This window comes from Dolichospermum sp. FACHB-1091 (assembly GCF_014697585.1).
Lineage (GTDB): Bacteria > Cyanobacteriota > Cyanobacteriia > Cyanobacteriales > Nostocaceae > Dolichospermum.
The window spans coordinates 151,115-173,165 of record NZ_JACJSB010000006.1; the positions used below are offsets into that span (position 1 = coordinate 151,115).

Annotated in this window: 22 protein-coding genes, 1 tRNA gene and 1 pseudogene; 17 read left to right on the plus strand and 7 right to left on the minus strand. The window is 36.9% G+C overall.

What is annotated here, in order from left to right:
* Nucleotides 1-50: 50 nt before the first annotated feature.
* Nucleotides 51-1,562, minus strand: coding sequence for an AAA family ATPase (locus H6G25_RS05920; protein WP_190391675.1), 1,512 nt, complete (start codon nt 1,560-1,562; stop codon nt 51-53).
* 528 nt (nt 1,563-2,090) lie between these two features.
* On the opposite strand from H6G25_RS05920, the gene H6G25_RS05925 reads away from it, so the two are divergent.
* Complete coding sequence (locus H6G25_RS05925) at nt 2,091-3,746, plus strand: serine/threonine-protein kinase (RefSeq protein WP_190391676.1); 1,656 nt, start codon at nt 2,091-2,093, stop codon at nt 3,744-3,746.
* Between the two features lie 13 nt (nt 3,747-3,759).
* On the opposite strand, the gene H6G25_RS05930 is transcribed toward H6G25_RS05925, so the two are convergent.
* Both H6G25_RS05930 and H6G25_RS05935 read right to left on the minus strand, forming a co-directional pair.
* A tRNA-Ser gene (locus H6G25_RS05930) sits at nt 3,760-3,844 on the minus strand.
* Between the two features lie 39 nt (nt 3,845-3,883).
* A complete protein-coding gene (locus H6G25_RS05935; RefSeq protein ID WP_190391677.1) occupies nt 3,884-4,603 on the minus strand; it encodes a M15 family metallopeptidase in 720 nt (239 codons plus the stop codon).
* Nucleotides 4,604-4,961: 358 nt separating this feature from the next.
* On the opposite strand from H6G25_RS05935, the gene H6G25_RS05940 reads away from it, so the two are divergent.
* The 6 genes from H6G25_RS05940 to H6G25_RS05965 all read left to right on the plus strand — a co-directional run bounded on the left by H6G25_RS05940 (nt 4,962) and on the right by H6G25_RS05965 (nt 10,930).
* Nucleotides 4,962-5,612: a VWA domain-containing protein gene (locus H6G25_RS05940; protein WP_190391678.1), complete on the plus strand. Its 651-nt coding sequence runs from the start codon at nt 4,962-4,964 to the stop codon at nt 5,610-5,612.
* A gap of 229 nt (nt 5,613-5,841) precedes the next feature.
* Nucleotides 5,842-6,618: a protein phosphatase 2C domain-containing protein gene (locus tag H6G25_RS05945; protein WP_190391679.1), complete on the plus strand. Its 777-nt coding sequence runs from the start codon at nt 5,842-5,844 to the stop codon at nt 6,616-6,618.
* Between the two features lie 308 nt (nt 6,619-6,926).
* A complete protein-coding gene (locus tag H6G25_RS21075; protein ID WP_190391680.1) occupies nt 6,927-9,221 on the plus strand; it encodes a GUN4 domain-containing protein in 2,295 nt (764 codons plus the stop codon).
* 78 nt (nt 9,222-9,299) lie between these two features.
* On the plus strand, nt 9,300-9,515 hold the full coding sequence (locus H6G25_RS21625) for a KTSC domain-containing protein (protein ID WP_190391681.1): 216 nt from the start codon (nt 9,300-9,302) through the stop codon (nt 9,513-9,515).
* Between the two features lie 144 nt (nt 9,516-9,659).
* Complete coding sequence (locus tag H6G25_RS05960) at nt 9,660-9,965, plus strand: barstar family protein (protein ID WP_190391682.1); 306 nt, start codon at nt 9,660-9,662, stop codon at nt 9,963-9,965.
* Nucleotides 9,966-10,495: 530 nt separating this feature from the next.
* A complete protein-coding gene (locus H6G25_RS05965; RefSeq protein ID WP_190391683.1) occupies nt 10,496-10,930 on the plus strand; it encodes an Imm30 family immunity protein in 435 nt (144 codons plus the stop codon).
* Nucleotides 10,931-10,968: 38 nt separating this feature from the next.
* Here the strand turns inward: H6G25_RS05965 and H6G25_RS05970 are convergent, their stop codons facing one another.
* Both H6G25_RS05970 and H6G25_RS21080 read right to left on the minus strand, forming a co-directional pair.
* Nucleotides 10,969-11,304 carry a hypothetical protein gene (locus H6G25_RS05970; RefSeq protein ID WP_190391684.1) on the minus strand — a complete coding sequence of 112 codons (336 nt, stop codon included), beginning with the start codon at nt 11,302-11,304 and terminating at the stop codon, nt 10,969-10,971.
* 186 nt (nt 11,305-11,490) lie between these two features.
* A pseudogene (locus H6G25_RS21080) lies at nt 11,491-11,595 on the minus strand (type I-D CRISPR-associated protein Cas7/Csc2); the annotation flags it as partial.
* A 125-nt stretch (nt 11,596-11,720) separates the two neighbouring features.
* Between H6G25_RS21080 and H6G25_RS05980 the strand changes: the two are divergent.
* Nucleotides 11,721-11,951: a hypothetical protein gene (locus H6G25_RS05980; protein ID WP_242034894.1), complete on the plus strand. Its 231-nt coding sequence runs from the start codon at nt 11,721-11,723 to the stop codon at nt 11,949-11,951.
* Nucleotides 11,952-12,087: 136 nt separating this feature from the next.
* Here the strand turns inward: H6G25_RS05980 and yidD are convergent, their stop codons facing one another.
* Complete coding sequence (gene yidD / locus H6G25_RS05985) at nt 12,088-12,333, minus strand: membrane protein insertion efficiency factor YidD (protein ID WP_190391706.1); 246 nt, start codon at nt 12,331-12,333, stop codon at nt 12,088-12,090.
* A 50-nt stretch (nt 12,334-12,383) separates the two neighbouring features.
* On the opposite strand from yidD, the gene H6G25_RS05990 reads away from it, so the two are divergent.
* The 7 genes from H6G25_RS05990 to H6G25_RS06020 all read left to right on the plus strand — a co-directional run bounded on the left by H6G25_RS05990 (nt 12,384) and on the right by H6G25_RS06020 (nt 19,011).
* Nucleotides 12,384-13,091, plus strand: coding sequence for a diacylglycerol/polyprenol kinase family protein (locus H6G25_RS05990; protein ID WP_190391685.1), 708 nt, complete (start codon nt 12,384-12,386; stop codon nt 13,089-13,091).
* A gap of 363 nt (nt 13,092-13,454) precedes the next feature.
* The gene (locus H6G25_RS05995; RefSeq protein ID WP_190391686.1) at nt 13,455-13,718 is read left to right on the plus strand and encodes a CTB family bacteriocin; all 264 of its coding nucleotides are present in this window, start codon (nt 13,455-13,457) and stop codon (nt 13,716-13,718) included.
* 182 nt (nt 13,719-13,900) lie between these two features.
* Nucleotides 13,901-15,394 carry an HlyD family efflux transporter periplasmic adaptor subunit gene (locus H6G25_RS06000; protein ID WP_190391687.1) on the plus strand — a complete coding sequence of 498 codons (1,494 nt, stop codon included), beginning with the start codon at nt 13,901-13,903 and terminating at the stop codon, nt 15,392-15,394.
* A gap of 171 nt (nt 15,395-15,565) precedes the next feature.
* Nucleotides 15,566-17,734 carry a peptidase domain-containing ABC transporter gene (locus tag H6G25_RS06005; RefSeq protein ID WP_190391688.1) on the plus strand — a complete coding sequence of 723 codons (2,169 nt, stop codon included), beginning with the start codon at nt 15,566-15,568 and terminating at the stop codon, nt 17,732-17,734.
* A gap of 62 nt (nt 17,735-17,796) precedes the next feature.
* Nucleotides 17,797-18,123 (plus strand): hypothetical protein, encoded by a 327-nt coding sequence (locus H6G25_RS06010; RefSeq protein ID WP_190391689.1) that lies wholly within the window; start codon nt 17,797-17,799, stop codon nt 18,121-18,123.
* A 320-nt stretch (nt 18,124-18,443) separates the two neighbouring features.
* On the plus strand, nt 18,444-18,626 hold the full coding sequence (locus H6G25_RS06015; protein WP_190391690.1) for a hypothetical protein: 183 nt from the start codon (nt 18,444-18,446) through the stop codon (nt 18,624-18,626).
* A gap of 163 nt (nt 18,627-18,789) precedes the next feature.
* Entirely contained in the window at nt 18,790-19,011 is a 222-nt protein-coding gene (locus tag H6G25_RS06020; protein WP_190391691.1) for a hypothetical protein, read from the plus strand.
* Between the two features lie 548 nt (nt 19,012-19,559).
* Here the strand turns inward: H6G25_RS06020 and H6G25_RS06025 are convergent.
* Nucleotides 19,560-19,763 (minus strand): hypothetical protein, encoded by a 204-nt coding sequence (locus H6G25_RS06025; RefSeq protein ID WP_190391692.1) that lies wholly within the window; start codon nt 19,761-19,763, stop codon nt 19,560-19,562.
* Between the two features lie 805 nt (nt 19,764-20,568).
* On the opposite strand from H6G25_RS06025, the gene H6G25_RS06030 reads away from it, so the two are divergent.
* Together H6G25_RS06030 and H6G25_RS06035 are read left to right on the plus strand one after the other, a co-directional pair.
* Entirely contained in the window at nt 20,569-21,552 is a 984-nt protein-coding gene (locus H6G25_RS06030) for an alpha-ketoacid dehydrogenase subunit beta (protein WP_190391693.1), read from the plus strand.
* A 143-nt stretch (nt 21,553-21,695) separates the two neighbouring features.
* Nucleotides 21,696-22,051, plus strand: a 356-nt coding sequence (locus H6G25_RS06035; protein ID WP_190391694.1) for a MerR family DNA-binding transcriptional regulator, incomplete at its 3' end; no start/stop codon positions are given.

Sequence of the window (22,051 nt, forward strand, 5' to 3'; positions counted from 1 at the left end):
GGGAGTAGGGAAGAGGGAAAAATTTTCTTCTTTATTCCTCCTGACTCCTGCTACAATTGACGTTGAATGCGTTGATTTAAAGGGCTATATTTTGAGGCTAGACGGGCCCTACCGGCTGCTGCCCATTCTTGGAGTTTTTGAATTTGCTCGACAGCGGTTTGCGCTAAGGGTATAATTTGACTAGCGGCCTCTAAAATATCATCAGTTGTGAAGTCGCGGTTTTGACTGAAGCCAATGTGCATGGCTTCAATTAAAGTTTGCTCAATTTCTGCACCGGAAAAATCCGGGGTTTCGTAGGCCAACCTTTCAATTTCATAGCTATTCAAATTATGGGGGCGCAATCGGGATAAATGCACATTAAAAATTGCTTTTCGTTCCTCCTGACTGGGTAAACCGACAAAGAAAATCTCGTCAAATCGTCCTTTTCTTAACATTTCCGGTGGTAAGGATTGAATATCGTTAGCGGTAGCCACAACAAAAACAGGGGAGGTTTTTTCGGCTAACCAATTGATAAAAGTCCCAAATACTCGGCTTGTAGTTCCTGCATCACCTTTACTACCCAAACCCGAAAAAGCCTTATCAATTTCATCAATCCATAGTATACAGGGAGCGAGCGCTTCTGCCACTTGAATCATTTGCCTGGTGCGGGATTCTGATTCACCTACCAAACCGCCAAATAATCGCCCTACGTCTAAGCGTAACAGAGGTAAGTGCCAATGGTGTGCGATCGCTTTGGCAGTTAAAGATTTACCAGTTCCCTGAATTCCCACCAACATTAACCCACGGGGATGGGGTAAACCATATTGTCGGGCTTTTTCGCTAAAAGAACCACCGCGACGAATTAACCAATCTTTTAAATTATCTAACCCACCAATATCAGTAATTTCCTCGGTGGCAGGGTAAAAATCAAGAATTTGGGTTTGGCGGATAGTTTGGCGCTTTTCTGCCAAAACTAAATCTACATCTTCTGGTTCTAATTGTCCATGAGATGCGATCGCCCGCACTAATACCCGGCGAATTCTTTCCATGGATAACCCTTGACAAGAACGCACCAAATCATCCAAAAACTTGCCACCTGGATGGTTGACCGTGGCTTGTAATAACCGTTCTACCTCGGTTTTGATTTCCGGGGCGTTAGGTAAAGGAAATTCAACCACTGTCAGCACTTCTGTTAAATCATCAGGAATAGCGACGCGGGGGGATAATAAAACAATATTTTTCGGTTGTGACTTCAACAGTCGGGCTAAATTACGGAGTTTACGAGAAATGGCTACATCATCCAAAAAACGATGATAATCCCGCAAGATCAGGACCGCAGGTGCAGCAGCAGTCAACTTTTCCGCCAACTCCAAAGCCTGTAAAGGGTTACGTTTTCCAAACCCCACATCATTAGGATTTCCCTGATAACCATCCACAAAATCCCAAGTATATACTGGACGATTACCTTGATTAATCGCTTCTTCCCGAATTGCAGTTTCTACCCGTTCCTCCTCATAAGTAGGAATATAAATCAATGGGTAACGGGCGCGGAGTAACAATTTAAACTCATCACGAAAATTCATAAAAAAAGGAGTATGGCTAAGGCAGTCCTATGAAAATCAATAAATCAGGGTAAGTTATAATACCACATTTCAGTCCAATAAATGAGAAACTTTTATGGTAAGCAGATCTTGTGTACACTATGGTATATCCTTAGAGAATGTTTGGACGGTTTTCGGCGAGCATGAATTTGTACTTTTTAAATACCTTTGGAAAATTTTGGCTTCAGTTTAACAAAGGAAGGAATAGCTAATCAGTTAGTATAATTATGTCCTATGGAAAAAGTTATCTGTCAGGACAGAGGAGAACCAAGAAGGAATCAATAAGCCCTAATTAGGAATACCGAAAATAGATGTGGTTTCAGATAATATTATCATATCACTTGAGGACATAAAGTTTATTGGTTTGGCATCTGTTCATATTTTCGTTTTTTTTAGTCTTTGCGGAATATAAAGGTATTCATCTTAGACTGGTAATTTGTGTTTGTACTTTACAGATAAAAGTGCTACAACCTAGTTAATCATCTGCTCATTTAAGATGCAAACAACCCTATGTTAGCAGGCACAACTTTACAAAATGGAAAATATACCATCCTCCAAGAAATAGGGCGGGGCGGATTTGGTGTCACCTTCAAAGCTATGCACCACTATTTAGGTCAAGAAGTGGTGATGAAGACTATTCATGAACGTTTACGAAAACATCCTGATTTTCCCAAGTTTCAGCGCCAATTTCAAGAGGAGGCTAAAAGATTAGCCACTTGTGTTCATCCTCACATTGTCCGGGTAAGTGACTTCTTTGAGGAAGATAGTTTACCATATATGGTGATGGAATACATTCGTGGAGAGACTTTAGGTACTGCATTTGTCTTACCAGGAATACCCCTACCAGAAGTTACTGCTATTCATTATATCCGCCAAATAGGCGCGGCGTTGCAGGTAGTACATGATAATGGCTTACTACACAGAGATGTTAAACCAGATAATATTATTTTGCGTCAAGGAACTCAGGACGTAGTATTAATTGATTTTGGCATTGCCAGAGAATTTAATAACGGGGCAAAACAGACACACACAAGTTTAGTCAGCGAGGGTTATGCACCCATCGAACAATATTTAACCCAAGCACCACGCACAGCAGCCACAGATGTTTATGGTTTAGCGGCGACTTTATATGCACTGTTAACGGCACAAGTTCCTGTACCTGCATTATTGCGCGATCGCCAAAAAATGCCCTCTCCTAGTGAACTACAACCCCATCTTAGCGCGGCTGTGGATCAAGCGGTAATGCGGGGAATGTCCGTAGAAACTCAGTTTCGTCCGACTACAGTAGCAGAATGGCTGCAACTTCTACCTGGAAATGGGCTAAATGTCACGTCACCAATTTTACTTACTCAAGCAGCACCTACTATTAATTTATCCGGCTTAAGATCAAAAGATCTACATAAAAAAGCTACTCCTCTCCCCATTCCTAAACCCCTAATAATTGAGAAAGTCCCTGGTATTGGACAAAAAGCAGGTGCAGGTATATCTAAGGGAGTTATTGGCATTAGTATAGCTTTAGTTGCAGCTACAGCAGGCTTTAGCATGATTCATAAATTATCAAAATCTGATTTACAATCACCAGCTAAACCGCTTATTGAACAACCTACCTACGAATCTAACACAACCAAACCTATTGTCGAAATATCACCATCACCTGAAAGTAAAAATGATAGTGAAAAGACTCAAAGCTCATACGCTGGGGAATCTATACCAGTACGTAGTTTGAGAAGAAGAAGGAAAAATTTTCGTGTTTCTCCAGAACCAACTCCGACTAGCAATAACAGTTATGACGAAAAAGCACCTGAAGATAACGCTCAACCCACCCCAACTCCTTACACCACAATGGAGAAATCAACACCCGTTGATACTTCTTCACCATCTTCCGTAGACACCTTGCGTGATGCTAAAGAACCGCAGAAAATCCCGCCTCCAGCCGCAAAAAATACCTCACCAAAAAATACCGCACCAGAATCTCATCAAAATCAGGTATTACCCCCATCTTTACCAGAATCTCATCCGATAGTTATCCCCCAGAAAGAACCTCAGCCAGTAAATTCTCCCTCCGTCGTAGTCCCAACCCAAGAAACAGACCAAAATCAGGCACAGGAAAATAAACCCCAAAAGGCCGAAAAGCCGCCGCAAAAGGAAGAAAATCCGCCACAATAGCTGGTAAATTTAACGGAGAGGGGGGGATTCGAACCCCCGTTGAGTTTCCCCAAAACGCATTTCGAGTGCGTCACCATCAACCACTCGGACACCTCTCCAAAATTAAAATTAAGTTTTGACCCCAATTGTAGCACGACTTATTGAAAATTTGTGTGTGTGTTTTCAGTTAATCTGCCATAACGTGCTGTCATCACAGTTTGGGGATGAGATTGATTATATAACCAAGCCCACATTTGATCACCAAAGGAAAAATGCCACCATTCTCTAGGATTACGTTGAAATCCGGCTTTTAGCATGATACTATACAATAATTGACGGTTAGCATAATATTCTTGATTACTATTAAGATAATATTCGGGGTGCGATCGCTCGGACATTTCATCAATAGGTGAACCCATATTCACAATTTCCCCTGTATCATTTACTAGGGTAATATCCACCGCAGCACCCGTACTATGGGGAGGAGGGGTATTTATATCCAAACTCGGTACAGCCCAAATTTCATAAACTGCTGCCCAGATTTCTTTTTGCTGCTGGGGTGACAATTCTGTTTCTGTTAAACCCCTATTTCGCAACGCTTCCCGAAAACTATAATCTACCATAAATTGTTGGACAGCTACGGGGCGATAAGCATCGAATATCTGAATATGCCAATGGGGATGTAGTAATTGTAAATAATTTTGTGCCTGAATCAAATTTGTAATGACAGTTTGCCGTAAATAATAGGGTGAATGTCCTTCATAATTAGCACCTAACTTTTGATAAGGATGAGGTGATTCTACTGCAAACAATTCTAGAGGAATTTGCACTAAAGGTTCACCACATTCAATAATGGGGATTTGGTAATAAGGTCGCATTGGAATTGATCAATTTTTAACCTATTATACAATCTTGCTTGTTCTGTTACCTTTGCTGGAAATTACTTGTTTGTACGCTAACTAAAAATCGGTATAAGAACAGCGGATCTTGATTCTGTAGAAACACTTACAGCAAACTGTCATCGAAACCGGAACAAGAACCCCACCCCAACCCCCTCCAGTATCAAAAGCTTATCCTTTTCTTCCCCCCGCTGCGGGGGGATTGAGGGGGGTGCGAGGAGGGGGCTAAGATGTACCTTATATGATTGGAAATCGCTGTATGTTAGCATATTTGGTGATAACTAAAATCTAATTTATATATTCTGCATCTTACTTTGATTAACCAGGAGTATCGAAAATGCCAGTAGGAATGCCCGAATTTGTGGAAAACCCGGAAAATCGTTGTCCGGTAATTCTTTTGCTTGACACCTCTGGCTCAATGTCAGGACAACCTATCCAGGAGTTAAATCGGGGTTTAGCAGCCTTTAAAGAAGATGTGATGAAAGATGCTCAAGCCTCTTTAAGTGTAGAAGTGGCTATTGTCACTTTTGGACCTGTGAGACTGACGCAAGATTTTGTCACTATAGACCATTTTACACCGCCTAAGCTAGAAGCAGATGGTGTAACTCCAATGGGAGAAGCTATAGAATACGCATTAGATTTATTAGAACAGCGCAAACAGACTTATAAAAATAATGGTGTCCATTATTATCGTCCTTGGGTATTTTTAATTACCGACGGTGCGCCCACAGATGATTGGCAAGGTGCAGCGCAAAGAGTGAGAGAAGAAGAAGAACAGCGGCGAATGTTGTTTTTTACTGTTGGTGTTCAGGGTGCTGATATGAACAAACTTAAACAAATTGCACCTCGTCCTCCAGTAATGCTGAATGGCTTAGATTTTCGCTCTTTATTTGTTTGGCTTTCCACTTCCATGAAACGGGTTTCTAGTGGCAAAGTAGGGGAAGCTGTGGCATTACCGCCGGTAGGGTGGGGACAAATTACAACATAATCTGAATAGAAACCAGATTCCCTACTTCTAATATTAAGTTGATAATTTATTGACATGATCAAAGAAGAAGTCGGGGATCTTAAATCAGATTACTTAAACAGGACTTACACACAACAAAACGAAAGTAGGGGTAATTCATGAATTACCCCGACGAAAGAGTTAGGTTTATAGTAATATTGTGGGTAAGTCCTATTAAATTTAAAGATTAGATTTTGAGGATTTATTGATTGTGGGTTGGAAAGCTATAGCGCGTTCTGCGGTGGGAACAAGTCATAATGAGCAAAAAATACGTTGTCAAGACTGCGGACATTATCGCATTTTTGATGATGTGATTGTGGGTGCTGTTGCTGACGGGGCTGGAAGTGCTAAATATTCTCACTTTGGTTCTGAATTGGCAGTAAAAACTGTAATTAAATGCTTTGCTGATATTAATGAACTTCCTGATCAACAAGGTTTTACTCAACCACTGAATCAAGAAGAAGCTGAGAAAGTTTTTACTAAGTTTGTCAAGGAAGTTATTAGGGCGTTCAATCAAAAAGCAGATAATAAAGGTTATTCTGTCAGTGATTTAGCTTGTACCCTGTTAGTTTTTATCGCAACTCCTGAATGGGTTGCAGCCATGCAAATTGGCGATGGTTTTATGGTGGTGTATTGCCAAGATCAAGAATATCAATTATTATTTGAACCAGATAAGGGGGAATTTTTCAATGAAACAACTTTTGTCACTTCAGCCAATGCCCTGGAGGAAATGCAGGTACAGGTAATTTCAGGTAAACAAGGGTTTATTTGTGCTTCTACTGATGGATTAGAAAAAGTAGCAATTCGCTTGAGTGACTGGCAACCTCACGCGCCATTTTTTAAACCCTTGGAGGAATATTTGCGAGAAACAGATAATCCAGAAGATGATGATCAATATGTCATTAATTTCCTCAATTCTCAGCGGTTAAATTCCCGCACGGATGATGATAAAACTTTGCTTTTGTGTTGTTTTGAAAATCAGATTTAGTAGTCATAATTAAATGATGGGCGGGCAGGAGGCCCACCTCACAAGAGTTATATATTTATTGTGGAATGGGCTTCTAACCCGCAGAGACAATTAAATGATGGGCGGGCAGGATGCCCACCCCACAAGAGTTATATATTTATTGTGGAATGGGCTTCTAACCCGCAGAGACAATTAAATGATGGGCGGGCAGGATGCCCACCTCACAAGAGTTATATATTTATTGTGGGATGGGCTTCTAGCCCGTCCTAGTCAACAATAGGATTTGATGTTTATTTCAACCCATCTAATTAAAATCTAATTAAAATTCTATGACAGTTCTTACTTGTGCCAGTACGGGAAAATCAATTACTCTCTTAAAAGAGATTGCTAATAGTGGTGAAGCGAAAGTTTGGCGAACTAATCAAAATGGTTATTTAGCGAAAATTTACCATTCTCCAACACCTGAACGGGTGCAGAAGTTAGCAGTAATGATAGACCACCCACCCACAGAACCAAATTCCCATCTTCATCATGTTTCTTTTGCTTGGCCTAAGTCGGCGTTGAAAAATGCTCAGGGCGATTTTGTCGGCTTTTTAATGCCAGAAATTAAGAATGGAAAAGAACTTATTGATGTTTATAATCCCCGTCGTCGTCAAACTTTGAAACTAGAGATTGATTGGCGGTTTCTGCACACAACAGCGCTAAATATTGTTTCCATTATTGAAGCCCTGCACGCTGCTGGTTATGTCTTAGGTGATATTAAACCACAAAATATTTTAGTGAATAATCGGGCTTTACCTTCTATTATTGATACAGATTCTTTTCAGGTGAAAAATCCGAAAAATGGTAAAGTTTATCATTGTTTAGTTGGTTCTGAGGGATATACACCACCGGAACTGATTGGCAAAGATTTTGATAGGATTGAGCAAACGGAAGTACATGATAGATTCCGGTTAGGGGTAATTATCTATCAATTATTATTTGGTGGTAATAATCCTTTTCATGGAGAATGGACAGGTGCGGGGGAAATTCCAGACATAAATGAACTTATCTGTCAGGGTTTATGGGTTAATGGGTCAACTAATTTAATTGCAGCAGTAGCAAGAACAATTCCCCTGGAGATTGTCCATCCAGAGATTCAGCAATGTTTTCTAAAATGCTTTAATGATGGTCATAATTACCCCAATTTACGCCCCACAGCTAGGGAGTGGTTGGAAGCTTTAAGAACAGGAAATGATAATTTAACTATTTGTGGCAGAGTAGATAGTCATTATTATAGTAGAACCTTTGGTAATTGTTATTGGTGCGATCGCTTTGCAAAACTTGGTATTGATATTTTTCCTGGTGTTGTGAAATCAAAACCATCTGCTGTGGTTGAATCAACATCACAAACTAAGATTTTTGCAGCTACTAACACGCTAGAACTGGTTAAGCAAGAAGGAAAGATAATAACTGTAGTTGGTAAAGTTGCTAATACTCGCCATCTTAGCAGCGCAAATATATTCTTTATTAACTTTGGTAACGTTTCTAGTCTCGTCAACGGTTATAGTCCTTTTGCAATTGTTATATTTTCAGAAGGTTTAAAAAATTTATCTAATTCCAGAAGCTTAACAATTACTCAATTAAGTAATTGGGTTGGAAGTTATATCAAAATTACGGGAACTCTTGAAGTACATCAAAAATCAGGTCGTAATACTCCACAAATAATACTAAAAGATTCAAACCAAATAAGTCTAATAAGTCAAGCTGAAGCTAATAAACTAATTACGGGGAATACTAATATAAATAATTCAGCCGCAGTTAAGCAAACTCAATCTCAAGTTACGCAACCAGCAGTTTATAAACCTCAAAATCAACCTGTAATAACCCAACCATCGGGACTATATACTAATACCACTACTTCATCTCCTGTTAAGCAAACACCCTCTCAGATTTCGCAAACTACACATTCTACAAATTTACCCAATTCTTCCCGTCGTCGTTTTCTGCAAATTTTAGGGTTAACAGGTTTTGGATTTGCGTTAGTGATGACTGGAGAAAGGGTTTTGGATAGAGAGAAACCACAACCCTCACCTCTTCCCACAAGTGTGGAGAAAGTATTAAAATCACCAGTTATAGATTATACGGAACTGATTGTGCTACTCAGTGCTGGAAAGTGGAAAGAAGCAGATCAGGAAACACAAAGAGTAATGTTATCTGTAACAAAACTTGAAAATGAGTTTGGGTTAAATGAAGAAAATATTGAGAATTTTTCCTGTATAGACCTTCGTACTATTGATCAACTTTGGGTAAAATTCAGTAATGGAAAGTTTGGGTTTTCAGTACAAAAGCGTATTTATCAAAATTTGGGTGGAACTAAAGAGTACAACGAGAAAATTTGGGGTGCTTTTGCAGATCATATAGGATGGAGGAAATATCTAGGATGGAGTGAAGGCGACACATGGTTAAGATATGATGATATGACTTTTGACAATACAGCACCCGAAGCCCACTTCCCTAATGATACGTGGAATAGAATGATATGGGGGGGAGATTTGACTGGCGGAGGTGGACGTAAAAGCGGGTCGCGTGTGATTGCTCTTATGTCGAGGCTTATAGATTGTAATATAGATAATAGCGAGTAGAGTGGGTTAGACACACTTATGAATTATATTTATTAATAAGAATAGACTTTCATTTCCCTTAGTTCAAGATATATAACAATGCAAAGAAAAACTGTATCATCATCAAATATAGCCTCCATTGGTTACGATGCAGAACATCAAATACTAGAGGTAGAATTTTCACAAGGCTCTGTGTATAGGTATTTTAATATTCCGCAGTCACTATATCAAGGCTTAATGAGTGCCTCATCTCATGGTAATTATTTCGATAAATATATCAAGAAGAGTGGATTCACTTATAAGCAAATTGCATAGTAGTTAGAATCAGAATATACAGGATTGGAAAATTTACAGGGTTTTATTAAAAATAATCTATCTATTTTATTATCCTGTAAATCCTTTAATCCTGGACATCCTGATTCAGACAATTTTACTAACCTATTTCCTCACCATAAATCTATGAATCATAAAGTTTTTTATCTTGATGGTAAAAAAATCAATAGCAAACAAACATTTTTAAAACAAGCTGCTGAAGCAATGGAATTTCCTCCATACTTCGGCGCTAACTGGGATGCTTTTGATGAATGTATCACCGATTTAACATGGTGTCCGGCTCAAAGATATGTCATATTATATGATCATGCTGATATCTTTGCTCAAGCAGAACCGACACAGTACCAAATAGCATTGGATATTTTAAATTCAGCCAAAGAATACTGGGAAGCTAATAATATTCCTCTCAAGTTTTTAGTTATTAACAAATAGGTAAAGTTACATTTTCACTATTTGGAGATTTTTTGTTGTGGTTATCAGAATCAGGACATCCAGGATTTAAGGATGTACAGGATTGTTATTTGTAGATTTTCTGTGAATAGTTAATGATGATAATTTATGATTTGGAGGAAAATATATTCTTGATTCTGGATAAGAGTTGTCAGAATCAGGACATCCAGGATTTAAGGATGTACAGGATTGTTATTTGTAGATTTTCTGTGAATAGTTAATGATGATAATTTATGATTTAGAGGAAAATATATTTTCTATCATTCACAAAAACCTATATTTTCTCAAAAACATCCTGTTAATCCTCTAATCCTGGACATTATCTCGACTTACTTCGGCAAGCTCAGTACAAGTCGCTCGATAACCACCTGATTCTGACAATTTTATGATGTACGTTGTATTTATCTTCGTCAAGGTTTGTATAATAGAGAAATCAGGGAAAGTTTGCAAACATTAATCAGACAGAATAAATCTACTTGGCCATGGATTTTTGAGAAATAAGGGACAAAACAATGAATCAAAATAATTTACTAGCAACCTTGCAAGAAAATCGCTTCATGCAAACAGAAGCACAAGTTACAAATTTTGAAAATGCTTTAGCTGAAATAGCTGAAAATCCTGATGAAAATAAATTATCTGCTTATCATCTAATTTTAGATGATCAATGTCAACAGCCAGAAGTGATGTTTAGCTTAATTCATTTTCTCGAATCTTTCGATATGGAAAAACAAATTACAGCATTTATTCATGTTGTCCCTCAATTAATGATAACAGCACCAGAATGGACGAGAATTATTCACAATCGGATTTTAAATGATGAATCAGCGTGTCAAGTTTATCAAAATCTATTACATTCAGCTAATTTAAACACTCCTCATTTTATCTATTATCTTTTACAAGAAAGTATTATAAATAAATTGCAAATTAAAGAAAGTGTATTAACGTGATTGTCCTGTTTAGAATTACCATATAAATAGTGATTATGTTAACTTGACCAATCACTTGGTGCTTCAATAGTTCCTGTTAAGGCCTCTAGCACATCCCAAGCATTACCTTCATTATTGCGTATTTCTGTAACTTCCATTAAAGGATTTTTAGTTTCATAACATTTAATTTCTAAAGTTACTATTTCTGGTTTTCGGGCTTGAAAAAGTTGAATCAGATTATTTAATGCTTCTTCTTTATTTGCACCAAAACCTTGAAATTCTGGTAAACTTAATAATGTCGCTTTCACAGTGCCATCTTCTTGGTTTTCAATTAACACATCATAAGTTAACTTGGGTGCAATTGTGGAAAGAGCATTTTTAATAGCTAAAATCATGATATTTTTACTCTTCTAAATCTGAATTAATCAGGACTTACGCAAAATATCTCTCAAACCCTCTCTTCTTCGTTCTCTTCGTTCCTATCCCTGACGGGACGCTCCGCGAACGTGGTTCATTATTCCGTGACTTGTGCGTAAGTCCTATTAATTGTAACACAATACTTGAACAAAGTTAAAATTATCATCTAGAGGATTAATTGGCTGTGTATTCATCATCAAATCATAGATTTTTTGTGTCCATCGCAAATTACTAACAATTTCTCCATCTGCAAAAATCACCCCAATTAGCGCGATCGCTTTTAAAACATCCTTCACAAAATAACGAGCAAAGTCATAGACTGCTTGACCGAAAATAATGGGATACAAGCCCCGTTCTTCTCCAGTCATTACACTGTTAAAAACTACATCAATATATGGTAGAACGGATACCAGATCAACCACAAGCAAAAAGAGTAATTAGAAGACTATCAACTACATTTTTGTTTATTCGGGAAATCATGCAGTATTCCGTTGATTGTATTGTAGTTTCACCGGAGAACCTGCGATCGCGCATTAAAGGAAAACTGATCAATCTATTCAATCTATGTCAAAATTATGACTTGACTGTATCACTCACAAGTTACAGCAGTTTTCATCTATATTAAACCAGACTTTGATTACCTTCTTCCTTCGCGCCTTCCCTACTTTGCGCCTACCCTTCGGGATCTCTAAGAGAGATTGCGCGAAACAAAAACCTTGGTTCGTTTACCAGCAAAATCGCTGTAATATCATTATTAGTATTTAATCTTCATGTTCACAACAAGATTTTTCCTGCACATTGGGAACAGGATCATAACCTCCTGGATGAAAAGGATGACAGCGTAAAATCCGCATAATAGCCATCCAACCACCCCGAAACACCCCAAACCGTTCAATTGCTTGAATCGCATACATAGAACAAGTCGGTTGAAAGCGACAAGTGGGGGGAAACAGAGGAGAAATAAATAAACGATAACCTTGAATGAGCCAAATCAATAACATTTTCATACCCAAATCTAATAAAGTAGGATTAAAGTGAAAAATACCTCTATTTGACATTGTTTAACACATTTCTCGGCTTGGAAACCATTTCTCCATTATCGCTGCAAATTGCCCCCGCTGCGGTTTGGGTGGGATTAATTATCTGCATTGCTTGGGTAGTATATCGTTTTACTGATAGTGAAACGGAAATCATTCGTAAAATCGTGCATATTGGCATGGGTAACGTGATTTTAATTGCTTGGTGGTTAGATATTCCTGCTTATGTGGGAATTACTGCTTCAGTTTTGGCGAGTATTATCACCTTGTTATCCTATAAATTCCCCATTTTTCCTGGTATTAATAGCGTCGGTCGTCAGAGTTTGGGAACCTTTTTCTATGCTGTGAGTATTGGGGTTTTAGTGGGTATTTTTTGGCATTTACATCAACCTGAATACGCCGTTTTAGGGATTATGATTATGGCTTGGGGAGATGGATTAGCTGCTTTAATTGGTAAACGTTTTGGCAAACATCAATACATATTTTTCGGTTCTCAGAAAAGCTGGGAAGGTTCTTTAACAGTGACTTTAATTAGTTATTTGATTTGTGTAACTATTTTACTTGTTACTCAAGGTAATATTTGGCAAACTTGGATAGTTTCTTTAATAGTTGCCTTAGTAGCTACGATTTTAGAAGCATTTTCTTTTTGGGGAATAGATAATTTAACCGTTCCTGTCGGTAGTGCTACTTGTGCTTATCTGTTAGTTCAGATACTCTTTAATTACTGAATAATTGCTGGTATAGGCAAATATCTAAAAGTATAGAGATTAAATTTTGTCTTGAGAGAAAAACCAAAGTAAATTCCTATCATCATATTTTTCTATGAAAACAAAAAATTAAACAATAAAAATTATGAATTATGAAGATATTAGAAAAGAAAATTAATGTATTAACAATGTATTAGCTAACACTATTTTAGTGATAAAAAACTATTTTGTCTCTACTTTTAGAAGTTATTTTGTCTCTACTTGTAGAGGTAAATTTGCAAACATTACTTTCTACCCTTAGATTTATGAAATATTAGCCAACAATGCTTATAGTTGAGTTGTTAGGTAATAAAACACTTAATCACATAGGTGAGGCTAATAATCGTGTCAAATAAAATGTTAACCGTCTTATCAGATCAAGAACAAGAGTTACTAACTGGTGGTGCAGATTTTTCTCTAAACTCAAGTGCTTTTGGTAACAGACGTTCAGGCGCATTGGGTGAAAGCAATTCTAATCTTCAAGGTAGCACAGTCAAAGGTGGAGGTCTCAATGATACCACCGTTACCGCGTCAACAGGTGCAGTAGGTATAACTGCACCTGTTGCACCTGCTGTTCCCGCTGTACCGGTTGTCACTCTTCCTTCATAGATTTCGATAATAAAAACAAATTAGGATTCCAGAGTTATTTTACCATTTTCTCTTTTGCCAAACCCAATTCATATCACCAGTTGAATTTGGGAGAATAGCATTAGTGAATTAGTCTCTGGAATCTTTATTTATGCAAAATTTATGCAATTCAACTATTGATTTATAACTAAAGGTGTAATACCGTGAATTATTCCCATAACTTAAATGAATCAAATTCTGATCATCTCCATATTTTAGAAGCCAATGAGTTTCTTCCCCATATCGGTAAATGGATTCATGTCGGTGGGGGAGTGATGATTAGTATGCTTGTAGTTGCTGCAAGTCTTACCTCCATTCTTTATTATAACGTCACGGTTAAAGTTCCTGCAACTATCCGACCATTGGGAGAATTACGGTTAGTTGAATCAGCAATGACGGGAACTATTAAAAGAATTGCTGTCAAAGAAAATCAGGTAGTAAATAAAGGAGAAATAATTGCTTATATTGATGACTCCCAACTACAATCTCAAAAAAGACAACTGCAAAATACTTTTGAGAAAAATCAATTACAACTTATTCAAATTGATGCTCAAATTAATCAAATTAATACTCAAATAATTGCTCAAACTAACTTAAATAACCGGACTATTATAGCTACCCAAGCTGAATTAACTGGAACTCAACGTAACTATAAAGATCAACAAATTAAAGCCAGTGCAGAAATGACACAAGCTAAAATAACTATAAATTTAGCAAAGGAACAATTAGCAAGATTAAAAAAAGAAAAGGTATTAATAGCCACAGTACAAGAAGCAGAAGCAGCATTACAACTGGCTATATTACAGAGAAATCGCTTGCAGAATATAGCTGAATCAGGAGCAATATCTCAGAATTTAGTCGAGGAAAAAGAACAAGCTGTTAAATCGGCTGAATCAAAATTAGAACAAGCTAAATTTAGTGCTAAAAATCTCCAAGAAGAAAAAGAGCAAGCTGTTAAATTAGCACAAATAAACCTACAAAAAGCAAATAGTGCTGTCAATCCTAGTAATGCGATAGTAACAGTAGCATCGGAAAGAATTAAACAAGAAAAGTCCAAAGGTGAAGCTAATTTAGCAGCATTAAAAAAAGAAAAAGAAACCTTGTTTCAACAACTTTTAGAACTACAAAAACAACAAATTCGCACCCGTCAAGAACTACAACAATTAGAAAATGAGTTGAATAAAAGTGTGATTCGCTCCCCAACTAATGGTACACTTATACAACTCAAACTCCGCAACCCTGGACAGGTTGTACAACTCAGTGAAGCTATCGCTCAAATTTCTCCTGTAGATGCTCCTTTAATTATCAAAGCTCACGTTCCTACTAAAGATATTGACAAAGTAAAAACCGGTCAAGCAGTGCAAATGCAGGTTTCCGCTTGTCCCTATCCTGACTATGGAACTCTGAAAGGAACTGTCAAAACTGTTGGGGCAGATGTTTTAGCAACTACCCAGAATAATCCGAATAATTCAATTATTAATACACCCCAATTAGCTACTTATGAAATTAATATTGAACCAGAAAGTCTATTTCTAGGAAAAGGTAATCATTTATGTTATCTCAAATCTGGCATGGAAGGACGCGCTGATATTATTTCTCGTCGGGAAACTGTACTCCAATTTATTCTGAGAAAAAGCAAGTTAATCACTAATTCATAGGTGAAAATGTAGGTTGGGTTAAGGGATAGCGCAACCCAACACAAGCTTTTTTAAAATTGGGTTTCCTACGTCAATCTAACCTACTCAAGACCATCCAAAGCTTTGTTAATAAAGTTGGGTTTCCTCACGTCAACCCAACCTACTAGAATACTCTTAATAATCATGTTTAATATGCTCAATACTTTTAAAAATCATCAAGATTATCAGTGTACTTTACAGTTAAGTGAAGAAGATTGTGGAGCAGCTTGTTTAGTTTCTATTAGCAAGCATTATGGACATTTTTTAAGTATGATTAAAAGTCGGGAAGCTGTTGGTACTGGACAATTAGGAACAACATTATTAGGTTTAAAAAGAGGCTCAGAAAATCTCGGTTTTAATGCTAGAGCAGTTAAAGCTTCTCCAGAAATTATAGACAGAATTACAGAAATTACATTACCCGCAATTATCCATTGGCAAGGCTATCATTGGGTTGTTTTATATGGTAAAAAAGGCAAAAAATACGTTATTGCCGATCCTGCGGTGGGAATCCGTTATTTGACCAAAGAAGAACTAACCGCTGCTTGGAATGGGGTAATGCTCTTATTAGAGCCAGATCCAGATCGTTTTTCTGACCAGCCCCAAGAACAATCAAAAGGTGGAATAACGCGCTTTTTTCATCGCATTTTACCCTATCGTGGTTTACTAACTCAGGTTTTAATGATTAATATTGTCCTGGGTTTACTAGCTTTAGGAACTCCGGTTTTGATTCAATTATTAACAGATGATGTTCTCGTTCGTGGAGATGTACAATTACTTACTGTTGTCGTTTCTGCTGTTGTCGTTATGAGTTTATTTAGTGGAGGTTTACAAGTATTCCAAGCTTTAATGATTTCTCATTTTGGACAAAGATTACAATTAGGTTTAGTCTTAGAATTTGGTCGTAAACTTCTGCAATTACCTTTAAATTATTATGAATCCCGTCGCAGTGGTGAAATTACTAGCAGACTCCGAGATATTGGCGAAATTAACCAATTAGTATCACAAATTGTGATTGTTTTACCTAGTGAGTTTTTTATCGCTATAATTTCTCTTGGCTTAATGTTATTTTATAGCTGGCAATTAACAATAGCTGCTTTATTGGTTGCTGGTTTAATGACCTTATCTACTTTACCTTTCTTGCCTATTTTGCAACAAAAAACCCGCAGTCTCTTAGTTTTAGGAGCAGAAAATCAAGGTGTTTTAGTAGAAACATTTAAAGGCGCACAAGTCATTAAAACTACTAATGCTGCTCCTCAATTTTGGGATGAATTTCAAAGTCGTTTTGGTCGTCTAGCTAATCTTGCCTTTAGTACAGTACAAATAGCAATTATCAACGGTACTCTTGCTAGAATTATATCTACAATTGGTGGCGTTCTCTTACTAGGATTTGGCAGTATTTTGGTAATTGGAGGAAATTTAAGCATCGGTCAAATGTTAGCTTTTAATGCTTTAGAAGTAAATGTTTTAACTTTAATTAATTCATTAGTTAGCTTTGTGGATGAATATTTTCGCTCTCAAACCGCAGTTTCTCGATTATTAGAAGTTATTGATGCCACACCAGAAGTAGTAGGAGGAAGTCAAAAACCAATTGTACAAATTTCCAGTAATGCTGATATTAGTTGTGCAAATCTTAAATTTCATCACCCCGGAAGAGTTGATTTATTAGATGATTTTTCTATTCAAATTCCAGGAGGAAAAACAATTGCTTTAATTGGTAAATCAGGTTGTGGTAAAAGCACTTTAGCTAAATTATTATCTGGTTTATATGTCCCAGATTCTGGTAATATTCGCATCGGTTTTTTAAATATCCAAGATATTGCTTTAGATTGTTACCGACAACAGGTAGTTTATGTTCCCCAAGAGCCTCATTTTTGGAGTCGTTCTATTTTAGAAAACTTCCGTTTAGGCACACCTAATATTTCTTTTGAAGAGGTAGTTCAAGCTTGTGATATTGCTGATGCAGATGGTTTTATTAGTCAATTACCTAATAAATATCAAACCGTTTTAGGAGAATTTGGTGCAAATCTTTCTGGTGGCCAAAGACAAAGATTAGCGATCGCTCGCGGCATTCTCACAAATCCACCTATACTAATTTTAGATGAAGCTACCGCCGGATTAGACCCTATGAGTGAAGCTAATGTTTTAGATCGTCTTTTGGAATATCGCGCAGGTAAAACCACAATTTTAATTACCCATCGTCCTAGTGTCATTCATCGCGCTAATTGGATTGTTCTTATCGAAAAAGGTCAAGTACAAATTCAAGGAACTGCTGATACTTTCTTATCAAAACCTGGCGAACATTTGCAGTTTTTAACTGCATAAATTGAGCTTTTATTGTGCTATCAATTAACCAAAATTACTTAGGTTTTTTAAGGACAAATAATATGTCTAAAAATACTCAATTTAGTCATCCTCAATTATTCAGATATCTTTCTGATGCAGAACAAGAATCTCTAATTGGTGGGCAAATATCTCCCCAATTAGGTGTATTAGTTGAAGGTAATTCATTTTTCCAAAAAACTGATATTGAAAATGAAGGTAAAAATGATTTAAAACTTGCTTCAGGTGATTCTAGTTCACAAACCACCAAATATAAATTATCCCAAGTCACTATGGTGCTTTCGTTAACATTTGGGTTACTAACAATTAGTTCTAGTGGTGATAAATTGAGCAATTTATTACCCGGTTTTCTAAATAATTTGTTTTCCTAAAATAGCTAGATTTAATTAAATTAAAACATTTTATTGTAGAGACAGGTTTATTTTCTGCTCTACATTTTCTGCTGTTTGAGTTAATAAATAACTTCTTTGAGGATAAAAAAATAGAGTATATAATTATGTACTGTTAATTAGATAAATCAAATAAAAAAACATGAGTTAAAAGAGAGAGATTTATCTAAATAGATATATAACCTAAGAGTAATTTAACATCTCAAAACTTTATAACCAGAGGATCATTTATTTCCCATAATAAATAGTTATAAAAGAAGCATAGGTGAATAACACCTATTCATAAATTGAGGCTAACAATCATGTCATATCAAAACATTAAATCTGATTTACTCGTGGAGTTATCGGCAGATCAACAAGAGCTTTTATCTGGAGGACAGCAACGTCCAATACTCTGCACTCGCTATCGTCCCCATAGACGAAGAAGACACCAATCTTCTGCTTCTGAGGCCGATATTGTTAATATTGATATCGATACTGAGTGATGGCGATTCCTAGAGATATTAACTGGAATAAACTCACAAATTGGGTAGCCATTTAATTTCAACCTAGTCTTTACGAGAGGAAAGAGAAAGCTGATATAACCATTACCTTTCTCCTTCCTCCTAATTAAAAGCCAAGCAATTCCACTAATTAAGGCACATAATTATGTCAAACCAAAACATCACAACTGATTTACTTGTTGAATTATCCTCGGAAGAACAACAACTTTTATCTGGGGGATGTGATAATTACGAACCTTTACGTCGTCGACGTGGTGGGGTAAGGCAAAAAGTAGAAAATCATCCAGTATTCAATATATATCCTTCTGAAGCAAAACGTACCGATCAGCCTGACAGTAGCCAAACTTCTTCAGATGATGAAGATTAAAACTAATGTTACTAATAACTCAATTTGCTGATTATCTCGTTGAGGCTGGTAATGGGTAATGGGTAATGGGTAATAGGTCATTGGTGAGTAATTTTCCGTTTTAATCCTGTAAATCCTTGAATCCTGGACATTCTGACCCAGACATTTTCCCTAACTAGCAACTTACGTTAATAAGTTAGTCCCCTAGTTTAAACTCTGGAATTATTCAAAACAGGAGAAAACTTAGGTAATTCATTCAAGATAAATCAAGTTTTGAGAATATTTAGGCATTCTCATTTGTTCTTTTCAGAGATTTAATTAAACGTGCTGAATATAAAAAGGTAACTACTATAAATAGCAGTTACTTTTTTCTTTATTTTTACTTTTAATGGCGTAATTTATTCCCCAATATTTATTTTATTTTTAATCATTAAAAAAGTCTAATTCCCCAAGGAGAATTAGACTGTAAATTGATTAACAAGGAAGTAATGGTTCTAATTTATATGAAATAATGACCATCAGAGACAATTGATTTGAGTCCTGAAAACTCCATAAAAACCCATGGTATTTTAAGTAGGTTCGTTAGTAGGTACATTCTGAGTTATGTCAGGTAGATTTCTAACTGTCACTTTAAAAGTAGCTGGAAAAGTTTGACCACCGTAGACAAAATTACCTGTACCCTCCAGAACTCCCTTTTTACCTCCAGATAAAAGCTGTTGTTCCTGTTTAGATAATTCAACAAGTAACTCAGATTCAATCGTATTAACTGACATGATTCTACCTCATCATTAACACTAATTTAATTGGCATTAGCTGGTTTTCTAGCTAACAATTCAAATATAACCATCATTTATCAGAAAATCATAATTCTCAAGTTAGATCATATATCTATTTTTGCCCTGTCATAAGAGATATTTCTTTCAAAGAATTTGCTTAACACATAAATACTTGATTATAGAAATAATATTCACAAAAATCGCATTTTTTATTGAATTAACTATGCTAAACTGGAGGGAACACGGAAGAGGTTTTGGGCAACTTTACTTTTCGTTACTTGTGTCGTTTTTTCCGTTCACCTACTTAGGATTATGTTCAGAAAAAGATGTAGAAATGATTCTTAATTTATTAAAAGAAGAAAGCAGAATGATTATTAGTCTTATTAAAAAACTAGAAAATTAATTTTTTCCCCTGTTAAGAGTTCCCAGTTAAGAGTTCCCTTCTCTCAACTTCTCGGTTTAGCATAACAAGTACCGAAGAACCTTATTTACACCTAACTCAGGTGATACAGCAGTTCCCGATGTTATGAGGTACAAGAACCCCATCCCCAACCCTCTCCAATATCAAAAGTTTATCCTTTTCTTCCCCCCGCAGCGGGGGGATTGAGGGGGGTGCGAGGAGGGGGCTTAGGAAGTACCTCATAAGAGCGGAAACCCCTGTATAATAAATTTTCTACTCCTACGTCCTTAAGACAGATTATAAAGAATTATCCCCTGTTCTCAATAAGAGTGATAGGCTTGACGGTATTCGGGACAATGACACGATAAAATTCTATAACGATAAATTGCAATAAAGGTCTAAATGGCAGAAACACTATTTTTCAACGCTCTGCGGGAAGCTATTGACGAAGAAATGTCCCGCGACTCTAAGGTATTCGTTCTGGGTGAGGACGTAGGACACTACGGCGGTTCTTATAAAGTTACTAAAGATCTACACCAAAAGTATGGTGATTTGCGGGTTTTAGATACCCCTATTGCGGAAAATAGCTTTACTGGAATAGCTGTAGGCGCTGCTATGACCGGTTTACGTCCTATTATTGAAGGAATGAATATGGGCTTTCTGCTCCTCGCCTTCAACCAGATTTCTAATAATGCGGGTATGTTGCGCTATACTTCCGGAGGTAACTTTAAAATCCCTATGGTCATTCGTGGTCCTGGGGGTGTGGGTAGACAATTAGGAGCGGAACATTCCCAGCGTCTAGAAGCTTATTTCCAAGCTGTTCCCGGTTTAAAAATCGTGGCTTGTTCCACCCCTTACAATGCTAAAGGCTTACTGAAAGCAGCTATCCGCGATGATAACCCAGTCTTATTTTTTGAACACGTTTTACTTTATAATTTAAAAGAAGACCTACCAGAAACAGAATATGTCCTCCCCCTAGATAAGGCTGAAATTGTCCGTAAAGGTAAGGATGTGACAATTTTAACTTATTCACGAATGCGGTATCATGTTTTACAAGCTGTGAAATCTTTGGAAAAACAAGGTTATGATCCAGAAGTTATTGATTTAATTTCTCTCAAACCTCTGGATTTTAACACTATTGGCGCATCAATTCGCAAAACTCACCGCGTTATCGTTGTGGAGGAGTGTATGAGAACGGGGGGTATTGGTGCAGAATTAACCGCTTCTATTAATGATCGCTTATTTGATGAATTAGACGCTCCTGTATTGCGTCTTTCTTCCCAAGATATCCCCACGCCTTATAATGGTAATCTGGAACGCCTAACAATTGTTCAACCAGAGCAAATTATCGAAGCGGTCCAGAAAATGGTGGCTTTGCGAGTTTAGATAATTGGTGATAGGTAATTGGTGAGAGTTTTTCCAATTACCAATTACCACCCCAAACTCCTACTCACATATTTTTAAATCTGGGAGGAGTTTAGCTAGTTAAATATTTGCCAACTAATACTAACTAATGCTATACTTTTCTTATGGCATACATACCACTTAGAAAAGCGGTCGAATTTCTGGGATTGCATCCAAACACCTTGAGGAGATATGCAGATGAGGGGAAAATCAAAAGCATTAAAAACCCGGCAGGACAAAGATTATACGATGTCGAATCATACATCACGGGCGATTCAATTAGAACTCCCACTATTTGCTACTGCCGGGTCAGTTCCTCAAAACAGCGAGATGACCTTGATAGACAAATCGCCTATATGCAATCCCTCTACCCAGACGCAGAAATCATCAAAGATATTGGCTCAGAACTCAACTTCAAAAGAAAAGGTCTGCGCTCCAAACTGGACAGACTTTTGCAAGGAAATAAATTTATCCTTGTTGT

Excerpts from the sequence above, each read along its gene's own strand:
- H6G25_RS05925 (WP_190391676.1), top strand. The coding sequence starts at position 2,091 with ATGTTAGCAGGCACAACTTTACAAAATGGAAAATATACCATCCTCCAA.
- H6G25_RS06005 (WP_190391688.1), top strand. The coding sequence starts at position 15,566 with ATGCTCAATACTTTTAAAAATCATCAAGATTATCAGTGTACTTTACAG.
- H6G25_RS06020 (WP_190391691.1), top strand. The coding sequence starts at position 18,790 with ATGTCAAACCAAAACATCACAACTGATTTACTTGTTGAATTATCCTCG.
- H6G25_RS21075 (WP_190391680.1), top strand. The coding sequence starts at position 6,927 with ATGACAGTTCTTACTTGTGCCAGTACGGGAAAATCAATTACTCTCTTA.
- H6G25_RS05920 (WP_190391675.1), bottom strand. The coding sequence starts at position 1,562 with ATGAATTTTCGTGATGAGTTTAAATTGTTACTCCGCGCCCGTTACCCA.
- H6G25_RS06025 (WP_190391692.1), bottom strand. The coding sequence starts at position 19,763 with ATGTCAGTTAATACGATTGAATCTGAGTTACTTGTTGAATTATCTAAA.
- H6G25_RS06015 (WP_190391690.1), top strand. The coding sequence starts at position 18,444 with ATGTCATATCAAAACATTAAATCTGATTTACTCGTGGAGTTATCGGCA.
- H6G25_RS21625 (WP_190391681.1), top strand. The coding sequence starts at position 9,300 with ATGCAAAGAAAAACTGTATCATCATCAAATATAGCCTCCATTGGTTAC.
- H6G25_RS05980 (WP_242034894.1), top strand. The coding sequence starts at position 11,721 with ATGGTAGAACGGATACCAGATCAACCACAAGCAAAAAGAGTAATTAGA.
- H6G25_RS05970 (WP_190391684.1), bottom strand. The coding sequence starts at position 11,304 with ATGATTTTAGCTATTAAAAATGCTCTTTCCACAATTGCACCCAAGTTA.
- H6G25_RS05935 (WP_190391677.1), bottom strand. The coding sequence starts at position 4,603 with ATGCGACCTTATTACCAAATCCCCATTATTGAATGTGGTGAACCTTTA.
- H6G25_RS06030 (WP_190391693.1), top strand. The coding sequence starts at position 20,569 with ATGGCAGAAACACTATTTTTCAACGCTCTGCGGGAAGCTATTGACGAA.
- H6G25_RS05960 (WP_190391682.1), top strand. The coding sequence starts at position 9,660 with ATGAATCATAAAGTTTTTTATCTTGATGGTAAAAAAATCAATAGCAAA.
- yidD (WP_190391706.1), bottom strand. The coding sequence starts at position 12,333 with ATGAAAATGTTATTGATTTGGCTCATTCAAGGTTATCGTTTATTTATT.
- H6G25_RS05940 (WP_190391678.1), top strand. The coding sequence starts at position 4,962 with ATGCCAGTAGGAATGCCCGAATTTGTGGAAAACCCGGAAAATCGTTGT.
- H6G25_RS05965 (WP_190391683.1), top strand. The coding sequence starts at position 10,496 with ATGAATCAAAATAATTTACTAGCAACCTTGCAAGAAAATCGCTTCATG.
- H6G25_RS06010 (WP_190391689.1), top strand. The coding sequence starts at position 17,797 with ATGTCTAAAAATACTCAATTTAGTCATCCTCAATTATTCAGATATCTT.